Genomic DNA, 17,061 nt, shown 5'->3' on the forward strand with positions numbered 1-17,061 from the left:
CACCACGGTACCGGTGCATACCGACAAGAGAAGAGGATCCACATCTCGGAACCGTCGTGTCACTCCGCCGAAACGGCAGTGCACGGTCGCTGTCCGGAGTAGATTGCGCCATCTCGGTGAGGGGTGGAACCGCCTACCCGCTACCGTGCGTCATGCCGGACCGGCTGCCCGTCCACCTGTTCGACGCCGCCGTCCACACCAGACCTGGCGATCCGATCGCCGTGACGAAGGAGAAGTACCCGATGTCGCAACCGCCGCAGCACCCGGGCCAGTGGGGTGGCCAGCCGGGCTACGGCCAGCAGCCCGGACCCGGCCCGCAGTCGGGTGGGTTCCCACAGCAGGGCGGCTACCCGCCGCAGCCGGGTTACCCCCAACCGGGTGGCTACCCACAGACCGGCCCCCAGCAGCAGCACTCCGGCGGTTTCGGACAGTCCGGACAACCGGGACAGTTCGGACAACCAGGTCAACCAGGTCAGTTCGGCCAGCAGGGCCAGTTCGGCCACGCCCCGCAGGGCCCGCAGAAGAAGAGCAAGCTGCCCTGGATCCTCGCCGGCGGCGGCGTGCTGGTGATCGGCGTCGTGCTCGTGCTGGTCTTCACCCTGGGCGGCGGCGGTGGGGCCGGCAGCCCGCAGGACGCCGCCACGGCGGCCGTCGAGGCGCTCAACAACGAGGACGCCGACGCGCTCCGCGACCTCCTCTGCGAGGGGGTGGACTCGGGTAACGCCAGCGCGGAGGGCCTCTCCGGCACCGGGGACATCCAGATCACCTGGACCCTCGGTGAGGTCACCGAGGACGGCGACAACGCCTCCGCGCAGGTCACCGCCAAGTCGAACATCGAGGCGCCCGACGTCGAGCTGCCCGAGGGCGTCGAACTGCCGGAGGGTGCCGGCGAGCTGAAGGCCGTGCTGAAGCTCCGCAACGAGGGCGGCGGCTGGTGCCTCAGCGATTTCGTCCCGGAAGGGCTCTGACCAGAACCGGACATACAGGACGAGGTCGCCGCGGGCCGCGAGGCCGGCGGCGATCTCGCGTCTCGGCGCCATACGATGGTCGTGCTACCGCGTGGGGGGAACGGGTCGTTCACCGGCTCCGTCTAGCTTTGTGATGGCCATACGATGAAGGAGTTCGGCCCCAGATGACCTATCCACCACAGCAGCCGGGTCCGTACGGGTCCGACCCGTACGGCCAGCAGCCGCAGTCCCCGCCCTACGGCCAGCCCCAGCAGCAGCCCCCCTACGGCGGCCAGCCCTCGCCCCCCTACGGCCAGCCGCAGGTGCCCCAGTACGGCGGCCAGACCTCCTACCAGGGTCTCGGCTACGGCGGCGGGCAGCCGCCCGAGCCGCCCAAGAAGCGCAACACGGGCATGATCGTCGCGATCGTGCTGATCGCGCTGCTCGTGCTGGGCGGCGGTGGCGTCGCCCTGTATCTCCTCACCAAGGACGACGACAAGCAGACCGCGAGCGAGGGGAACACCGGCCCCAGCGAGAGCCAGTCACCCTCCGAGGACGAGCAGACACCGAGCGAGGACGAGCAGACACCGAGCGACGACGCCACCGACGAGGAAGATCCGACCGACGGCGGCGACTCGGGAAACACGCCCGAGGACGTGCGCCAGGCCTACATGACCGCGTACGAGAACAAGCAGTTCAGCGACGTGGTGAACAGCGCGTGCGCCGCCTACAAGAGCGAGTACGGGACCGACACCACCGAGCTCGAGCAGCAGCTGGCCCCGTTCGAGATCACCGCGACCGCGGACGGCGAACCCGAGGTCAACGGCAACACGGCGACCGCCAACATCGACCTCGAGCTGTCGAAGGGCGGGACCACCGAGAAGCCGAGCATCTTCATCAAGATCGTCGAAGAGGACGGTGAGTGGCGGTTCTGTGGTGAGGGGCAGGCCTGATCACCGACCGGCCGCTGGTACGTCGGGCCGGGATGATCGTGGTACTGCTGCTGACCGTGGTGCTCGTCCTGGGCGGCCTCGGGTTCGGGATCTACCTGCTGGTACGTCCCGACCCGCCCGTCCAGGGCGTGCCCGCCCCGAGACCGCCGGCGGACGAGGGTCCCTCCCCCAGCCCGTCCGCCAGCTCGTCCACCCCATCCACCTCGTCCACCACGGCCCCGCCGGCGTCGAGCACGTCGGCCGTCCCGCTCCCGAGCACCACCGAGCCCGAGACGGGCGGCGGTGAGACGGCCGGCCGTGCCCCAGGCGACCCCCGCGACGTGGCCCGGGACTACGTGCGCGCCGTCAACGCCCGCGACGAGCCGGCGGCGACCGACCTGACCTGCGCCCGCGCCGACGCGGGAACGCTGTTCCCGCTGGCTGGTGACCGGGAGGTCGCGCTGCGCGAGGTAGAGGTCATCGAGGACACTGTGGCGAGCGCCACGGTCCGGGTCGGCGACGAGGAGACGGCGCTGCTGCTGGAGAACCAGGAGAACCGCTGGTGCGTGTCGATCTGAGGGAGGACCGGTGAGCGACGAGGAGCCCCGCGAGGAGTCGCCGGCGGAGGCCGGTGGCGAGCGGAAGCGGACCCTGATGGTGGTGGTCGGGTCGGTCGTGGCGCTTGCCGTGGTCGGATTGGTGGTGTTCCTGCTGGTCAGGCCGGACGCTGAGGAGGAGTCCGCTGACCCGGGGGTGCCCACGATCTCCGGCGAGGCGCCCGCCCAGTCCGTGTCCAGAAAGGCGCCGCCGTCGGCTCCGGTGTCCTCCGACACGGTCGCGGTGTCCGTCCCGCCGCCCCCGCCGCCGCCGGCGAACCCCGAGCAGGCGCAGGTCCGGACGGTGGTCGACGACGCGATCGCGGCCATCAACAGCCAGGACATCGGCGCCATGGCCCGGATCGCCTGCGACCCGGAGACGACCGGCCAGCCGGAGGACCTGCTGCCCGGCGTCACCGCCGTCCTGGCCGGCAACCCCGAGATCAGCGGGGACACGGCCACCGCCCAGGTGCGGCTGAGCATCGACGGCGCGACCACCACCGTCGTGCCGATCCCCCTGGAGAAGCGCGCCGACGGGACGTGGTGCGTGCCCTGATCAGGGCCTTCGGTCATCGGGAGCGACGGCCAGCACGCAGGCGACCGGCGGGTCGAGCTCGAGGGTCTCGACCCTGGGGCCGGTGAACCCGGCGCTGGTCAGCAGGTCGACGAGCTCCTGGGCGGCGCGGCTCGTGGTGTCCCTGGTCGCTCCCGGACAGCGCGGCTGGCTGGCCAGCGCGACTCGGCCCCCCGGCCGCAGCAGCGCCCGCAGCTCACGCAGCCGGGCGACCGGTTCGGGCCAGAACCCCACCGAGTTGACCGCGAAGACCGCGTCGAGGGGCCGGTCGACGCCCGGCAGGCGCTCCACCGGGGTGTGCACGAGCTCCACCCGACCGGCTCGCGCGGCCGCCCGGTTGCGCCGCAGGGCGCGGCGCACCATGACCTCGGAGTGGTCGACGCCGACCACGTGCCCGGAGGTGGCCCGCCGGGCGACCTCGGCGACGGCGAGGCCGGGACCGAACCCCACCTCGAGCACGTGGTCGGTGGGTCGCACGTCGAGCAGGTCCACCACCCACGCGTTGCGCCGCCGGTTGGAGCCGCGGTGGGCCATCACCCAGCCGGCCAGCCGCCCGGGGAGGCCACGCGGGTGGCCGAACTGACCCACGGCCGCGGCGAGCGCTCGCCGCCGGAGTGTCTTCGCTGATCTCGTCATGATCACCAGCCAACGACTTCACGTACCCTTGAAGTCAAGATGTCCGACGAGCTGTTGACGATCGGGGAGCTGGCGCGCCGCTGCGGCGTCGCCACGTCGGCCCTGCGCTACTGGGAGGAGCTCGGCCTGTTGCCGCCGCCGGACCGGGTGTCCGGCCAGCGGCGTTACCCGCCCTCCGCGGTCCGGCTGGTCGGCGAGATCCTGGTTCTGCGTGATGTCGGCTTCACGTTGCGCGAGCTCAAGGTGCTCGTCACCGCGCGAACCTCGGCCGCCGACGGGTGGCGGGAGCTGCACCGGCGCAAGCTCGCCGAGCTGGACCAGCGGATCGCCAGGGCCCAGGCCGCGCGGACCGCCATCGCGCACGGCCTGGCCTGCCCGCACGAGGACGTCCACGACTGCCCCACGTTCGAGGCCGGGATCGCCGCCCGACTGGCCGGCGCGTCGCTCGAGGAGGCCCACGCCGAGGCCGAGCGGGTGGTCAGCCGCGCTGGGCGCGGCGCTGCAACCGAGGCGGGGTGACCCCTTCGGCGAGCCGGCGGGTGGTCAGCACGAACGCCGTGTGCGCCACCATCCGGTGCTCCGGCCGCACCGCGAGGCCCACGACGTGCCACGGCCGCATGAGGGTCTCCCAGGCCTGCGGCTCGGTCCAGCACTGCTGCTCCCGCAACGCCTCGGTGACCCGGGAGAGCTGGGTCGTGGTGGCCACGTACACCACGAGGACGCCACCGGGGATGACGCTGGCCGCCACCACCGGGAGCACCTCCCACGGCGAGAGCATGTCCAGCACCGCGCGGTCCACCTCGCCCTCGTGCTCGGCGAGGTCCTGGACCCGCAGATCCCAGTTGGACGGCCGGTCGCCGAAGAACGCGGTCACGTTGCGCTCGGCGTGCTCGGCGTGGTCGGCACGCACCTCGTAGGAGGTGACCGTGCCCTCGGGACCGACCGCGCGCAGCAGCGAGCAGGTGAGGGCGCCGGACCCGGCACCGGCCTCGAGCACGCGGGCGCCGGGGAAGACGTCACCCCACATGATGATCTGGCCGGCGTCCTTGGGGTAGATCACCTGGGCGCCGCGCGGCATCGACAGGACGTAGTCGGCGAGCAGCGGTCGCAGGGCCAGGTAGGCGGTGCCGCCGACCGACGTGACCAGCGAGCCCTCCGGCTGCCCGATGACGTCGTCGTGGGCGACGGCGCCGCGGTGGGTGTGGTACTGCGCGCCCGGGGTCAGCACCAGCGTGTAGTGCCTGCCCTTGGGATCGGTGAGCTGGACCCGGTCCCCCTCGCGGAACGGTCCACTCGCCCTGACCTCGCCCACCCTGCTCCTCACCTCGGCCGCCGTGTCGGTTGGGTGATCGTCGCAGACACCCGGCCGGGGCCGAATGGGGGTACCGCCACTACCCTGTCGGCGCGCAGCCACGACAGAGCGTGCACGACAGAGTGGGACCAGGGGGAAGACCATGACCTATCCGCCGCAGCAGCCCGGCCCGTACGGTCAGCAGGGGCCGTGGGGGCAGCAGCCCCAGACCCCGCTCCCGCCGCAGACCCCGCCGTGGCTGACCGACGACGGCTTTCCGTCCTTCGAGCCGGACCCGCGCACGCCGCGGAGGGGTCGGGCCGCCGCCCTGGTCATCGTGGGGCTGCTGGTGCTCGCCGGCGGCGGGTTCGGGGTGTGGCTGCTGATGTCCCGCGAGTCCCAGGGGGCCGGCAGCGGCGAATCCGACGCACGCTCGGTGGCCGAGCGCTACGTGCGGGACATCGAGCGGACGGTCAACACCCCGATCGCGGACATCGACATCGCCGCGCTCGAGCCGGTCACCTGCGACGGGGACTTCACGCAGATGGAGCGGGAGATCGCCGACCTCAAGGAAGACGCCCCCCAGGGCGAGAGCGAACCGTCCCAGCCGCGGGTCGAGATCGGCATGAAGGACTTCCAGACCACCGGGGACACCGCGTCGTTCACCCTCACCCAGTCCTCGGACCTGGACGTGAAGGGGCAGAACCACAAGATGACCATGGCCAAGGAGAACGGCAGGTGGACGGTCTGCGGGCTGTTCGACCGGCCGTCCTCGCCGTCCAGCCCGCCCGCGGAGCCCGCCGACCCCGCGGACCCCGACACGGACGAGACCATCACCGTCACGGCCACGCAGGTGGTGGAGAACCCCGACGGCGCCCCGTCGAGCGGCGCGGTGCCGAACCCGATCCCGACCCGCTGACCGCGCGGCGTCAGGTCGCGTGCCGGGCCAGGCCGGCCCGAAGGTCCTCGCGGCGCAGCACGCCGGCCGGTCGGCCCTCCTGGTCCACGACCAGGAACTGCCAGGCCGGGGTCTCCTGCACGCGTTCGACGATGTCCTCCCCCGACTCGGTGTCCAGCAGCACGGACTCCGGCCGGATGGGCTCGGCTGCCTGCTCGGCGGGCGCCATCGGCGACCGGACGGCGAGCTGCTCGGCCGCGTACGGGTCGAGCAGTCCGGCCGCCACCCCGTCGGCCCGCACCAGCACGACCCCGCGGCCGGCGGCGGCACCCAGGGCGTTCGCCACCGGGCTCTCGGCGGGCAGCTGAAGGACGGGCCTGGTCAGGTCGGCCAGCGTCAGCCCTTCCGGCCAGGCGCGGCGCTGCCCGGCGGACAGCTCGCTCCGCGCGCCCGAGGCCACGAACCAGGCCGTGAGGGCACACACGCCGAGCCGCAGCCAGCGGTCGGGGCTGGCGGTCGCCACACCCCACATCGCCCACAGCATCAGCAGCCCGGCGACCAGCCAGCCGCCGACCACCGCGGCCTTGGTGGCGACGCCGCGGTCGCCGACGAGGGCCCAGACCCCCGCCCGCAGCATCCGCCCGCCGTCCAGCGGCAGCCCGGGCAGCAGGTTGAACACCGCGACGGCCACGTTGGCGACCGCGCACTCGAGCACGAGCAGCCAGACCGGGCCCTCGGCCGGCATGAACAGCAGGACGATCCCGCAGCCGGCGGCCAGCAGCGCCGACACCGCCGGCCCGGCGACGGCGATCAACCCCTCGTGGCCGGGGCGACGGGGGGTGCGGCTGATCTCGGCGAGGCCGCCGAGCAGGAACAGCCGCAGCCGCCGCACGGGGATTCCCAGGCGCAGCGCCACCACGCAGTGCCCGAGCTCGTGGGCCAGCACCGAGGCGCCGAGCAGCACCGCGAACGCCGCGGCCAGCAGGATCGACACCAGCGCCGACGCGTCCGGGAGGAACCGTACGACCAGCGGGGCATAGAGCACGATCACCGCGACCGAACCCAGCCACCAGGACGGGGAGAGCAGGACCGGCACGCCGCGGAACCGGAACAGCAGCAGGCCGCCGTCGCGGTCCCGGGTCCAGGTGGTGCCGTCCGTCACGCCTGCGAGCGTAGGGGTCCGGGTGTTGGAACGCCGTGATGAGCACCCGCCCGGACCAGCCGGGGCGCCACGCTGGGCACGCCCGGCGGAACTGTCGGTGGCCTCGCCTAGGGTTTCCTCATGACCGACACCGCCGCCCTGTCCGAGGAAGCGGGCGCCGACCAGGGTCCCGTCGTGCCGGCGCCCCGGCGTCCGGCGCTGTCGCCCTCCCGTGCCGGCGACTTCAAGCAGTGCCCGCTGCTGTACCGGTTCCGCGCGGTCGACCGCCTGCCCGAGCAGCCGAGCACGGCGCAGGTGCGGGGGATCGTCGTGCATGCCGTGCTGGAGGAGCTGTTCGGCCTGCCCTCGGCCGAGCGGGTGCCGGCGCGGGCGCACGCGCTGCTGGCGCCGGTCTGGGCGCGGCTGCGGGCCGAGCGCGAGGAGCTGGCCTCGCTGTTTCCCGCGGGCGCGGACGCCGAGGACGCGTGGCTCGCGACGGCCGCCCGGCTGATCGACGGCTACTTCACTCTCGAGGACCCGCGCCGGCTGGACCCGGAGGCGCGGGAGCTGCTCGTGGAGACCGAGCTGAGCTCGGGTGTGCTGCTGCGGGGCTACGTCGACCGGATCGACGTCGCGCCGACCGGTGAGATCCGCGTTGTCGACTACAAGACCGGCACCGCGCCGAGGGAGATCGGCGAGGCGAAGGCGCTGTTCCAGATGAAGTTCTACGCGCTGGTGTTGTGGCGGCTGCGGGGTGTCGTACCGCGACAGCTGAGGCTGATGTACCTGGCCGACCGGCAGTCGCTCACCTACACCCCGGACGAGGCCGAGCTGACCAGGTTCGAGCGCACGCTGGACGCGGTCTGGCAGGCCATCCTGCGCGCCGGCCGGACGGGCGACTTCCGGCCCAACCGCAGCCGCCTGTGCGACTGGTGCGCCCACCAGGCGCTGTGCCCCGCCTTCGGGGGCACGCCGCCGGAGTACCCGGGCTGGCCCGAGCCCGACGCCGGCGAGGAGACCCCGCTGGACCGGGCGGACTGAGGGGTGAGCGATGCCTTCTACCACCCGCTCGGCGACGGGCGGTTCGCCGCGACCAGGCACACCGCGGGCCCGTGGTCGGCGCACACCCAGCACCTGGGGCCGCCCAGCGCGCTGATGGTCCGGGCGACGGAGGCACTGCCCGCGGCGGCGCCCATGCAGGTCGCCCGGGTCACCGTGGAGATCCTCGGCCCGGTGCCGGTTGCCGAGCTCGAGGTGTCCGCCGGTGTGGAGCGGCCCGGCCGGTCGGTCGAGCTGCTGGGCGCCGAGCTGCACGCGGACGGCCGGGTGGTGGCGCGGTGCCGCGCCTGGCGCCACGTCCGCGGCGACACCGCGGCGGTGGCGGTCGCGGACGACCGCCACCTGCCCCCGCCCGCCGAGGGCAGGCAGACCCACCGCCCCGAGGGATGGGGTGCCGGCTACCTGGACGCGATGGAGTGGCGGGCGCTGGCGGGCGACCTGGCCACCCCTGGCCCGGCGACGGTCTGGGTACGACAGGGCGTCGACCTGGTCGCCGGCGAGCGCCCGAGCGGCCTGCAACGCCTGCTGGTGGTGGCCGACTCGGGCAACGGGGTGTCGAGCCGCATGGACCCCCGCGAGTGGCTGTTCATCAACTCCGAGCTCACCGTCCACCTCCACCGCGAACCCACCGGCGACTGGCTGGCCCTCGACGCCACGACGGCCATCGGCCCCACCGGCACCGGCACCGCCCACACCGTCCTGCACGACGAGCAGGGCCCGGTAGGACGCGGCGCCCAGGCCCTGCTGGTCCGCCCCCAGACCTGACGCGACTGGGGTACCGCCCTACGAGCTGCTCTCCTCGCCGAGCCGCTTGTCGCGGCAAGCAAGCCGCACCGAGCCGCCCACCACCGCGAGCAAGCGCGGCAGCTCAGAGACGGCAGGAGCGGATGTCGGAGGCGAGTACGGCCTTGGCGCCCAGCGCGGCCAGGCGGTCCATCACCAGGTTCGCCTCCTTGCGGGGCACCATCGCCCGCACGGCCACCCACGCCGGGTCCGCCAGCGGCGCCACCGTCGGCGACTCGAGGCCGGGGGTCACCGTGACCGCCTCGTCGAGCAGGGCCTTCGGGCAGTCGTAGTCGAGCATCATGTACTGCTGGGCGAACACGACGCCCTGCAGTCGCGCGGCGAGCTGGTCCTTGCCGGGCGAGGTGTCGGCGTTGGTGCCCTGTAGCAGCACCGCCTCCGACTCACAGATCGGTTCGCCGAAGGCCACCAGGTTGTGCTGGCGCAGCGTCCGCCCCGACCCGACCACGTCGGCGACGGCGTCGGCCACGCCCAGCGCCACCGAGATCTCCACCGCGCCGTCGAGCTGGATGACCTCGGCGGTGATGCCGCGCTTGGCGAGGTCGCTGGTGACCAGCCGCGGGTAGGAGGTGGCCAGCCGCCGGCCCGCGAGGTCCTCGACCTGCCAGGGCCGGCCGGCCGGCGCGGCGTAGCGGAACGTCGACGTGCCGAACCCCAGCGCCAGCCGCTCGGCCACCGGCGCGCCGGAGTCCAGGGCCAGGTCGCGGCCGGTGATGCCGAGGTCGAGCTCGCCGGAGCCGACGTAGATCGGGATGTCCTTCGGACGCAGGAAGAAGAACTCCACGTCGTTGGTGGGGTCGAGCACGGTGAGGTCACGCGTCTCGTACCGGCGGCGGTACCCGGCCTCGCCGAGCATCTCGGCGGCCGGTCCGGCCAGCGCGCCCTTGTTGGGCACGGCAACCCGCAGCATGGTCAGGAACTCCCGGTGGCTCAGAGGTGGCGGTACACGTCGTCGAGGGTGATGCCGCGCCCGATCATGAGCACCTGCACCCGGTACAGCAACTGGGATACCTCCTCGGCGAGCCGCTCGTCCGACTCGTGCTCGGCGGCGATCCACACCTCGCCGGCCTCCTCGAGGACCTTCTTCCCCTGCGCGTGCACCCCCGCGTCGAGCGCGGCGACGGTGCCGGAGCCCTCGGGCCGGTTGGCGGCCCGGTCGCGGAGTTCGGCGAACAGCTCGTCGAACGTCTTCACGAGCGAGGATCCTTCCATCCCGGCCGTCGGGGCGAGTGACCAGGGCGATCAGGAGAACAGGGCGGCCAGGTCGGAGACGGTGAGGCCGGCCAACGACGCGCGGAACGTGCGCCGCTCCCCCGGCTCCACCTCGACCTCGCACGGCACGACGAGGACCTGGCAGCCCGCGGCGACAGCGGACGCGGTCCCGGTCGGCGAGTCCTCGATGGCCACGCAGGCGGCGGGGTCGACCCCCAGCAGGCGGCAGGCCATCAGGTACGGCTCCGGGTGCGGCTTGTTGAGCCCGCCGACCTCGTCACCGCACACGGTCACGTCGAACAGGTCCCGACCGACCGTGTCCAGGGCGATCTCGGCGAGGTCCCGCTCGGTCGAGGTGACCAGCGCCATCGGCAGACCGGCGGCGCGCACGGTCCGCAGGGCGCGCTCCGCGCCGGGCCGCCACGGCAGCCCCTGGCGGAACACCTCGACCATCCGGCGGTCGATCCACGCCGCACCGTCGGCCAACTGCTCCGGGCTGGGGTCGTTCACGCCGGCCTCGGCGTAGAGCAGACGCACGGTCACCATCACGTTCGTGCCGACCATGGCCTGTCGGGTGGCCGTCGAGAGCCGGCCGCCCAACTTCTCGGTGAGCTCGTAGAGCGGGATGTCCCACAGCTTCTCTGAGTCGAGCAGGGTGCCGTCCAGGTCCCACAGGACCGCGGCGGGACCCGCGTGTATCGCATCAGTCATGTGTTGGAGTAGTGGCTTCCGGGTGCGGCTGGAGCTCCTCCGAGCGTTTCACAACCACCCGTTCCGGGGCGAGCGGTGTGACGATCTTCTCCCTGAGCAGCGGTGAGGCGCTACGCCGGGGGAACGAGACCCGGCAGCCAGCCGGGGTCCAGGCACTCCCCGCAGGAGAGGCACGGCTGCTCGACCATCCCTCCGGGCAGCCGCTCGGCCCAGGACGTCCCGTTGCCGGGCAGGATCATGGGATGGATGCGCCCGTCGTCGTCCCGGTACTGGGTCACCTGGCGACACCCGTGGCATGCCGTGCGGAGCTCGGTCATCGACTCACCCGTCCCATGCGAGCAGCCTACGATCCCCGGGCCCTGGGGGTGGGTCGTAGGCTTGCCCGGTGACCGTTCCCGACCAGCACACTCCCGACCCGTCCCCGGCCGAGCGGGCGGGTCCTCTCGTCGACCCCGTCCTCGTCGCGGCCTTCGAGGGCTGGAACGACGCCGGTGACGCGGCGAGTGCGGCGATCGAGCACCTCCAGCTCACCTGGGAGGCGACCGAGCTGGCGGAGATCGACCCGGACGACTACTACGACTTCCAGGTCACGCGGCCGACCGTGCGCCTGCTCGACGGGGTGACCCGTCGGGTCGAGTGGCCGACGACGCGGCTGTCGGTGTGCCGGCCGCCCGGGGCGACCCGGGACGTGGTGCTCATGCACGGCATCGAGCCGAACATGCGGTGGCGCCGGTTCTGCGCCGAGCTGCTCGAGCACATCGACGAGCTGGGCGTGACCACGGTGGTGACCCTCGGGGCGCTGCTCGCCGACACCCCGCACACCCGGCCGGTCCCGGTGACCGGCACCGCCTACGACGCGGCCTCCGCCGCCCGCTTCGGCCTCGAGCGATCCCGCTACGAGGGCCCGACGGGGATCGTCGGGGTGCTGCAGGACGCGTGTGTGCAGGCCGGCGTGCCGGCGATCTCGATCTGGGCCGCGGTGCCGCACTACGTGTCCCAGCCCCCGTCCCCGAAGGCGACCCTGGCCCTGCTGCACCGCCTCGAGGAGGTCCTCGACATGGAGGTGCCGCTCGGCGAGCTGCCCGAGCAGGCCGAGGAGTGGGAGCGCACGGTCACCGAGATGGCCGCCGAGGACGAGGACGTGCGCAACTACGTACGTGCCCTCGAGGAGCGGGGCGACTCGGAGACCGCGCTCAACGAGACCAGCGGCGACGCGATCGCCGCCGAGTTCGAGCGTTACCTGCGCCGGCGGCGACCCGGCCGGGGCGGCGCCGGCCCGTCCTGACCCGGGACCGGCGTGGACCGCCGCCGGCTCGCCGTGGCGGGTGTGCACGCCGGCGGCTTCCTCGGCCCGTTCGGGGGCGGGGTCACCGCGGCGATGCTGCCCGAGCTCGGCGCCGACTTCGGTGTCTCGGCGGCGACGGCCTCGGCCACGATCACCGCCTACCTGGTGCCGTTCGCGGCGCTGATGTTGTTCTCCGGGACGCTCGGCGCGCGGTGGGGGCTGCGGCGCAGCGTGCTCGGGGCCTACGGCGTCTCGGTCGCCGGGTCGGTCGTCTGCGTGCTGGCGTCGGGGTTCCCGCTGCTGCTCGTCGGGCGCGGGGTGCAGGGCGTGGCCAACGCGTTCACCACGCCGCTGCTGCTGGCGAGCATCGCCGACAGCACGCCACGGGAGCGGCTGGGCCGGACGCTGGGGCTGTTCGCCTCGATGCAGGCGGCCGGGCAGACCAGCGCACCGCTCATCGGCGGGCTGGCCGCGGAGGCGAACTGGCGGTGGGCGTTCGTCGGGGTGGCGGCTGTCGCGGTCGGGCTCGCGGCGGTCGGGCTGCCCTCCGGGCCAGGAGCTCCGGTCGAGCCGCCGCGGCTGCGGGCGGCGTGGTCGGGGCCGGCCCTGCGGGCCTCCGCGGTGGCGCTCGTGGGCTGGGGGTGCCTCGGGGGGCTGACGTTCCTCGTCGCCTTCCGGGCGGGTGACGCGTTCGGCCTTGGCGCGGGGGCCCGGGGGTTGCTGCTGACCGTGTTCGGTGTGCTGGGGATCCTGAGCGCGCGCTCGGTGGGACGGCTGATCGAGCGGATCGGCGGGCGGGCCGCGGTCCTGGTGGGGACGGTGGGCGCGGCGGTGCCGGTGGCGTTGATGGGGGTCGTGCCGTGGCTGCCGGTGCTGGTCGCGCTGTGGGCGCTGGCCGGGGTGCTCGCGCAGTTCGTGCAGGTCGGCGTGAACACTCTGGTGCTGACCGGGGACGAGGCGAACCCGGCCGGAGCGGTGTCGGTGGTGCAGGCGTTCCGCTTCGTCGGGGCCTCGCTCTCCCCGATCGCGCTCACGCCCGTCTACCACGCCTCCGCGGTGCTCGGCTTTCTCGTCCCCGGACTCCTGCTGGCCCTGGTCACGCCGCTCGCGGTGACCCGGCTCCGGCCGGGGTCAGAGGGCGACCCCGAGCAGGGCGTCCACGGCTGAGCGGACCAGCTCCGGCGCGGCCTGGTCGCGGGTGTCGCCGGCGAGGGCCTGGTCGGCCCAGGCGTCCACGGCGAGCAGGGCCTTGGGCGTGTCCAGGTCGTCGGAGAGGTGGTCGCGCAGGCGGGCGACGGCGGCGGTCGCGTCGGGACCGCCCGGGCCGTCGACCGCGGCGCGCCAGCGCGCCAGCCGGTCCTCGGCCGTCGTGAGCACGTCGTCGGTCCACGGGCGGTCGGACCGGTAGTGACCGGAGAGCAGCCCGAGCCGGACCGCCATCATGTCGACCCGGTCGGCCCGCAGCCGGGAGACGAACACGAGGTTGCCGCGCGACTTGGACATCTTCTCGCCGTCGAGGCCGATCATGCCGGCGTGCGCGTAGTGACGTGCGAAGGGTCGCTGACCGGTCAGGGCCTCCGCGTGCGCGGCGCTGAACTCGTGGTGCGGGAAGATCAGGTCCGACCCCCCGCCCTGGAGGTCGAAGCCCATGCCGAGCTGGTTCAGCGCGATCACGCTGCACTCGACGTGCCACCCGGGCCGGCCCGGCCCCAGCTCGCTGTCCCAGCTCGGCTCCCCCGGCCGGGCGGTCCGCCACAGCAGCGCGTCGAGCGGGTGGCGCTTGCCGGGGCGGTCCGGGTCGCCCCCGCGTTCGGCGAAGTACGCGGTCATCGTCGAGGTGTCGTAGTTGGACACCGAGCCGAAGTGGCCGGTGCTGCCGTGGTCGAAGTAGACGTCCGGGTAGTCGTCGTCGGCGGCGCGGTAGGCCACGCCGTCGGCCAGCAGCTTGGCCACCGCCTCGGCGATCTCGGGGATGGACTCGACGGCGCCGAGGTACTCCCGGGGTGGCAGCACCCGCAGGGCCACCATGTCCTCGCGGAACAGCGCGGTCTCCCGCATCCCGAGGACCACCCAGTCGTCCTGGTCGCGCTGCGCCCGTTCCAGCAGGGGGTCGTCGACGTCGGTGACGTTCTGGACGTAGTGGACCTCGTGCCCGTTGTCCAGCCACACCCGGTGCACCAGGTCGAAGGCGAGGTAGGTGGCGGCGTGGCCGAGGTGGGTCGCGTCGTAGGGGGTGATGCCGCAGACGTACATGGTCGCCGTCGGGCCGGGTGCGGTCGGACGCACCTCGCCGGTCGCGGTGTCGTACAGCCGCAGGGGGCGCGGCGGGCCGGGAACGCGGGGCACCGGGGGAGATGACCAGGTCTGCATGCCTTCGACACTAGACGGCGCCCGAAAATCGGGCCGAACGCCACCGAACCCTGGGACGACCTGTGACGGGCCTTACATTGCACACCCCGAATGCGATTCACCTCCTGCGGAGCAACTCGCGCGAGCGAGGCAACCAGCGAGAGAGGAAGAGGGGCGGCCATGACTTCGGCTGCGGAAGGAACCACCGGTAGGTACCTGGTCCTGCTCGAGGACGACTGGACCCAGGCGACGCACGAGCTGAGCAGGGTGGCCGGCATCGACGCGGTCGACTCGGCCGAGGCGGGCCTGGCGGATCCGCTCTGGGCGGCTGACGGGCTGGTGATGCGCGACCTCGGTGTCGCGCTGGTGTCGGCGGACCCCGACCAGCTGACCGCGCTCACCGAGGCCGCCGCCGCGCCCGGTCCGATCGCCCTCGTCGAGCCCGAGCGCGTCGTGCACGCGCTGAGCGCCCCGGTCGCCGCCGGGGCCGGGACCCAGCTCGACGAGACGACGTTCACCTGGGGACTGCAGGCCGTCGCGGCGCCGAACAGCACGGCGACCGGCAAGGGCGTGCGGGTCGCGGTCCTGGACACCGGTCTCGACCTCACCCACCCCGACCTCGCCGGCCGGACGATCGAGTCGAAGTCCTTCGTAGAGGGACAGCAGGTGCAGGACGGCCACGGGCACGGCACGCACTGCGTCGGCACCGCCTGCGGCCCGCGTGAGCCGGCCAAGCGGCCAGGCTACGGCGTGGCCCACGAGGCGGACATCCACGTCGGCAAGGTGCTCAGCGACCAGGGCTCGGGCGCCGACGGCGGCATCCTGTCCGGCATCGCGTGGGCGGTCGGCAACGGCTGCGCTGTGGTCTCGATGTCGCTCGGCGCCCCCACCCAGCCTGGCCAGGCCTACTCCAGGACCTACGAGCGGGTGGCCCGGCGGGCGCTCGCCCGCGGCACGTTGATCATCGCCGCCGCCGGCAACTCCAGTGACCGGGATAACGGACATGTCGCACCCGTCGGTCACCCGGCGAACTGCCCGTCGATCATGGCCGTCGGAGCGCTGGACGTGAACGGCAGGATCGCCGACTTCTCCTGCGGGACCGTCGACTCGGTCGGCTCGGTCGACATCGCCGGACCGGGCGTCGACGTCCACTCGAGCTGGCCGATGCCCCTGCGCTACAAGCGGATCAGCGGCACCAGCATGGCCACCCCGCACGTGTCGGGGGTCGCGGCGCTGATCCACCACGCCAGCGGGGCGAGCGGCTACGAGCTGTGGGCCCGGCTGTCCCAGACCGCACGCCGGCTCCCCCTGCCCTCGACCGACGTCGGGGCGGGACTGGTTCAGGCACCCTGACGACGTGCCAGTGGAACGGGTGACGGTCACGATCGAGGACGGCGCGGACTTCTCGACGGTGGTCGAGGCGCTGCGCCGGGCGGGTTTCACGGTGGCCGAGCCGCTGGAGACCCTGGGTGTGGTCACCGGCACCGTGGAGCGCGACGCACTCGCGTCGCTGTCCGCGGTGCCCGGGGTGTCCGACGTGGAGCGCCAGTACGAGATCCAGCTGCCGCCGCCGGACGCCCCGGTGCAGTAGGGCGCCCTAGGCGTCCTAGCTACACGGCGCTGAGTACCGCCCTGATCTCGGCGAGCTGCTCGGAGCGCAGCGGGCCCAGCGCCAGGGCCGCCGCGTTCTCCTCGGCCTGGGCGACCGTGCGGAAGCCCGGGATGGGGATCGTGCGATCGCCGCGCGCCCAGACCCAGGCCAACGCGCCCTGGGCGAGGGTGCGGCCGTCGCTGGTGAGGATGTCGCGGACCGCGGCGACCCGCGCCTGCCACTCGGGCGTGGGTACGCCGTCGCGGAAGAACCGCAGCCAGTCGGGGGGCACCGAGCGGATGTCGGTCGCCGAGGTCGGCCGCTGCGCGGTGCGCCGGCCGAGCAGGCCCATCGCCAGCGGCGTGCGGTTGACCGAGGCGAGCTCGAACCGGTCGCACAGCTCGAGCATCTCGGGCGCGTCGTGCAGCACGCTCAGCTCGTGCTGCACCGCGGTGCAGTGCGGCGCGCCGGCCACCGCGGCCACGCGCTCGGGGTCGTCGATGCTCCAGGCGTACCCCCGGACCAACCCCTCGTCCACGAGCTCCTCGCACACCGCGAACAGCGGCTCGGCCTCGGCGGCCGACGGCTGGAGGTGCAGCTGGTAGAGGTCGAGGTAGTCGGTGCCCAGCCGGTCGAGCGTGGCGCGCAGCGCGCGGCGCACGTACTCCGGTGAGCTGTCGGTGCCGGTCATCGTCCTGGTGGCCGGGTCGAACGTGTTGCCCCACTTGCTGGCGATCGCCACGCGGTCCCGGCGACCGCGCAGCGCCCGGCCGAGCACGGTCTCGCTGTGGCCGGCGCCGTAGGAGTCGGCGGTGTCGAAGAACGTGACGCCGAGGTCGAGTCCTGCGTGGACGGCCCGGACCGTCTCGTCGTCGTCCACCTGTCCCCAGCCGACCGGGTTGCCCCGGTTGTCGGTGTACGGGCCGCCGATCGCCCAGCAGCCGAAACCCAGCGCGCTGACGGTGCCCGCGCCCAGCGCGCGCCGGCCAGTCCATGTGTTGGTCATGCCCTCGTATCGTGGTACCTGGAGCGCGC

The 17,061-nt window shown here is 73.5% G+C and carries 21 protein-coding genes; 12 read left to right on the forward strand and 9 right to left on the reverse strand.

Features of this window, described 5'->3' with window-relative positions; genetic code table 11:
* Positions 1 to 152 precede the first annotated feature (152 nt).
* The 4 genes from BU204_RS40640 to BU204_RS08090 all read left to right on the forward strand — a co-directional run bounded on the left by BU204_RS40640 (position 153) and on the right by BU204_RS08090 (position 3,031).
* Positions 153 to 968: an Rv0361 family membrane protein gene (locus BU204_RS40640; RefSeq protein ID WP_075124946.1), complete on the forward strand. Its 816-nt coding sequence runs from the start codon at positions 153 to 155 to the stop codon at positions 966 to 968.
* Positions 969 to 1,132: 164 nt separating this feature from the next.
* Complete coding sequence (locus tag BU204_RS08080) at positions 1,133 to 1,900, forward strand: flagellar basal body-associated FliL family protein (protein ID WP_075124947.1); 768 nt, start codon at positions 1,133 to 1,135, stop codon at positions 1,898 to 1,900.
* 32 nt (positions 1,901 to 1,932) lie between these two features.
* Positions 1,933 to 2,457, forward strand: coding sequence for a hypothetical protein (locus BU204_RS38960; protein WP_075124948.1), 525 nt, complete (start codon positions 1,933 to 1,935; stop codon positions 2,455 to 2,457).
* 10 nt (positions 2,458 to 2,467) lie between these two features.
* On the forward strand, positions 2,468 to 3,031 hold the full coding sequence (locus BU204_RS08090; RefSeq protein ID WP_075124949.1) for a hypothetical protein: 564 nt from the start codon (positions 2,468 to 2,470) through the stop codon (positions 3,029 to 3,031).
* Here the strand turns inward: BU204_RS08090 and BU204_RS08095 are convergent, their stop codons facing one another.
* Complete coding sequence (locus BU204_RS08095; protein ID WP_075125023.1) at positions 3,032 to 3,685, reverse strand: class I SAM-dependent methyltransferase; 654 nt, start codon at positions 3,683 to 3,685, stop codon at positions 3,032 to 3,034.
* A gap of 39 nt (positions 3,686 to 3,724) precedes the next feature.
* Here BU204_RS08095 and BU204_RS08100 point away from each other — a divergent pair, with 39 nt between their 5' ends.
* Complete coding sequence (locus tag BU204_RS08100; RefSeq protein ID WP_075124950.1) at positions 3,725 to 4,204, forward strand: MerR family transcriptional regulator; 480 nt, start codon at positions 3,725 to 3,727, stop codon at positions 4,202 to 4,204.
* On the opposite strand, the gene BU204_RS08105 is transcribed toward BU204_RS08100, so the two are convergent.
* Positions 4,164 to 4,997: a tRNA (adenine-N1)-methyltransferase gene (locus BU204_RS08105; protein ID WP_075124951.1), complete on the reverse strand. Its 834-nt coding sequence runs from the start codon at positions 4,995 to 4,997 to the stop codon at positions 4,164 to 4,166. The two genes, BU204_RS08100 and BU204_RS08105, sit on opposite strands and share 41 nt — an antisense overlap.
* A gap of 142 nt (positions 4,998 to 5,139) precedes the next feature.
* On the opposite strand from BU204_RS08105, the gene BU204_RS08110 reads away from it, so the two are divergent.
* Positions 5,140 to 5,895, forward strand: a complete 756-nt coding sequence (locus BU204_RS08110; RefSeq protein WP_075124952.1) for an Rv0361 family membrane protein — start codon at positions 5,140 to 5,142, stop codon at positions 5,893 to 5,895.
* 10 nt (positions 5,896 to 5,905) lie between these two features.
* On the opposite strand, the gene BU204_RS08115 is transcribed toward BU204_RS08110, so the two are convergent.
* Positions 5,906 to 7,036, reverse strand: a complete 1,131-nt coding sequence (locus tag BU204_RS08115) for a site-2 protease family protein (RefSeq protein WP_143229360.1) — start codon at positions 7,034 to 7,036, stop codon at positions 5,906 to 5,908.
* A gap of 120 nt (positions 7,037 to 7,156) precedes the next feature.
* On the opposite strand from BU204_RS08115, the gene BU204_RS08120 reads away from it, so the two are divergent.
* Together BU204_RS08120 and BU204_RS08125 are read left to right on the forward strand one after the other, a co-directional pair.
* Positions 7,157 to 8,056 carry a RecB family exonuclease gene (locus BU204_RS08120; protein ID WP_083661100.1) on the forward strand — a complete coding sequence of 300 codons (900 nt, stop codon included), beginning with the start codon at positions 7,157 to 7,159 and terminating at the stop codon, positions 8,054 to 8,056.
* 3 nt (positions 8,057 to 8,059) lie between these two features.
* Positions 8,060 to 8,839 carry a thioesterase family protein gene (locus BU204_RS08125; RefSeq protein ID WP_075124953.1) on the forward strand — a complete coding sequence of 260 codons (780 nt, stop codon included), beginning with the start codon at positions 8,060 to 8,062 and terminating at the stop codon, positions 8,837 to 8,839.
* Positions 8,840 to 8,942: 103 nt separating this feature from the next.
* Here BU204_RS08125 and hisG read toward each other — a convergent pair whose 3' ends face one another.
* The 4 genes from hisG to BU204_RS08145 form a co-directional block, all read right to left on the reverse strand.
* On the reverse strand, positions 8,943 to 9,788 hold the full coding sequence (gene hisG / locus BU204_RS08130; protein ID WP_075124954.1) for an ATP phosphoribosyltransferase: 846 nt from the start codon (positions 9,786 to 9,788) through the stop codon (positions 8,943 to 8,945).
* Between the two features lie 20 nt (positions 9,789 to 9,808).
* On the reverse strand, positions 9,809 to 10,072 hold the full coding sequence (locus BU204_RS08135) for a phosphoribosyl-ATP diphosphatase (RefSeq protein WP_075124955.1): 264 nt from the start codon (positions 10,070 to 10,072) through the stop codon (positions 9,809 to 9,811).
* A 48-nt stretch (positions 10,073 to 10,120) separates the two neighbouring features.
* Positions 10,121 to 10,801, reverse strand: coding sequence for an HAD family hydrolase (locus BU204_RS08140; protein WP_075124956.1), 681 nt, complete (start codon positions 10,799 to 10,801; stop codon positions 10,121 to 10,123).
* Between the two features lie 110 nt (positions 10,802 to 10,911).
* Complete coding sequence (locus BU204_RS08145; RefSeq protein WP_075124957.1) at positions 10,912 to 11,118, reverse strand: hypothetical protein; 207 nt, start codon at positions 11,116 to 11,118, stop codon at positions 10,912 to 10,914.
* Between the two features lie 68 nt (positions 11,119 to 11,186).
* On the opposite strand from BU204_RS08145, the gene BU204_RS08150 reads away from it, so the two are divergent.
* Positions 11,187 to 12,086 carry a PAC2 family protein gene (locus tag BU204_RS08150; RefSeq protein ID WP_075124958.1) on the forward strand — a complete coding sequence of 300 codons (900 nt, stop codon included), beginning with the start codon at positions 11,187 to 11,189 and terminating at the stop codon, positions 12,084 to 12,086.
* Positions 12,087 to 12,098: 12 nt separating this feature from the next.
* Positions 12,099 to 13,253 carry an MFS transporter gene (locus BU204_RS08155; RefSeq protein ID WP_075124959.1) on the forward strand — a complete coding sequence of 385 codons (1,155 nt, stop codon included), beginning with the start codon at positions 12,099 to 12,101 and terminating at the stop codon, positions 13,251 to 13,253.
* Here the strand turns inward: BU204_RS08155 and mshC are convergent.
* Positions 13,218 to 14,456, reverse strand: a complete 1,239-nt coding sequence (gene mshC / locus BU204_RS08160; RefSeq protein ID WP_075124960.1) for a cysteine--1-D-myo-inosityl 2-amino-2-deoxy-alpha-D-glucopyranoside ligase — start codon at positions 14,454 to 14,456, stop codon at positions 13,218 to 13,220. The two genes, BU204_RS08155 and mshC, sit on opposite strands and share 36 nt — an antisense overlap.
* Positions 14,457 to 14,615: 159 nt before the next feature.
* Here mshC and BU204_RS08165 point away from each other — a divergent pair, with 159 nt between their 5' ends.
* Both BU204_RS08165 and BU204_RS08170 read left to right on the forward strand, forming a co-directional pair.
* Positions 14,616 to 15,788 carry a S8 family peptidase gene (locus BU204_RS08165; RefSeq protein WP_075124961.1) on the forward strand — a complete coding sequence of 391 codons (1,173 nt, stop codon included), beginning with the start codon at positions 14,616 to 14,618 and terminating at the stop codon, positions 15,786 to 15,788.
* A 4-nt stretch (positions 15,789 to 15,792) separates the two neighbouring features.
* Positions 15,793 to 16,026: a hypothetical protein gene (locus BU204_RS08170; RefSeq protein ID WP_083661101.1), complete on the forward strand. Its 234-nt coding sequence runs from the start codon at positions 15,793 to 15,795 to the stop codon at positions 16,024 to 16,026.
* Positions 16,027 to 16,045: 19 nt separating this feature from the next.
* On the opposite strand, the gene BU204_RS08175 is transcribed toward BU204_RS08170, so the two are convergent.
* Positions 16,046 to 17,032, reverse strand: coding sequence for an aldo/keto reductase (locus tag BU204_RS08175; protein ID WP_075124963.1), 987 nt, complete (start codon positions 17,030 to 17,032; stop codon positions 16,046 to 16,048).
* Positions 17,033 to 17,061 lie beyond the last annotated feature (29 nt).

Source organism: Actinophytocola xanthii, assembly GCF_001921205.1.
GTDB classification, from domain to species: domain Bacteria; phylum Actinomycetota; class Actinomycetes; order Mycobacteriales; family Pseudonocardiaceae; genus Actinophytocola; species Actinophytocola xanthii.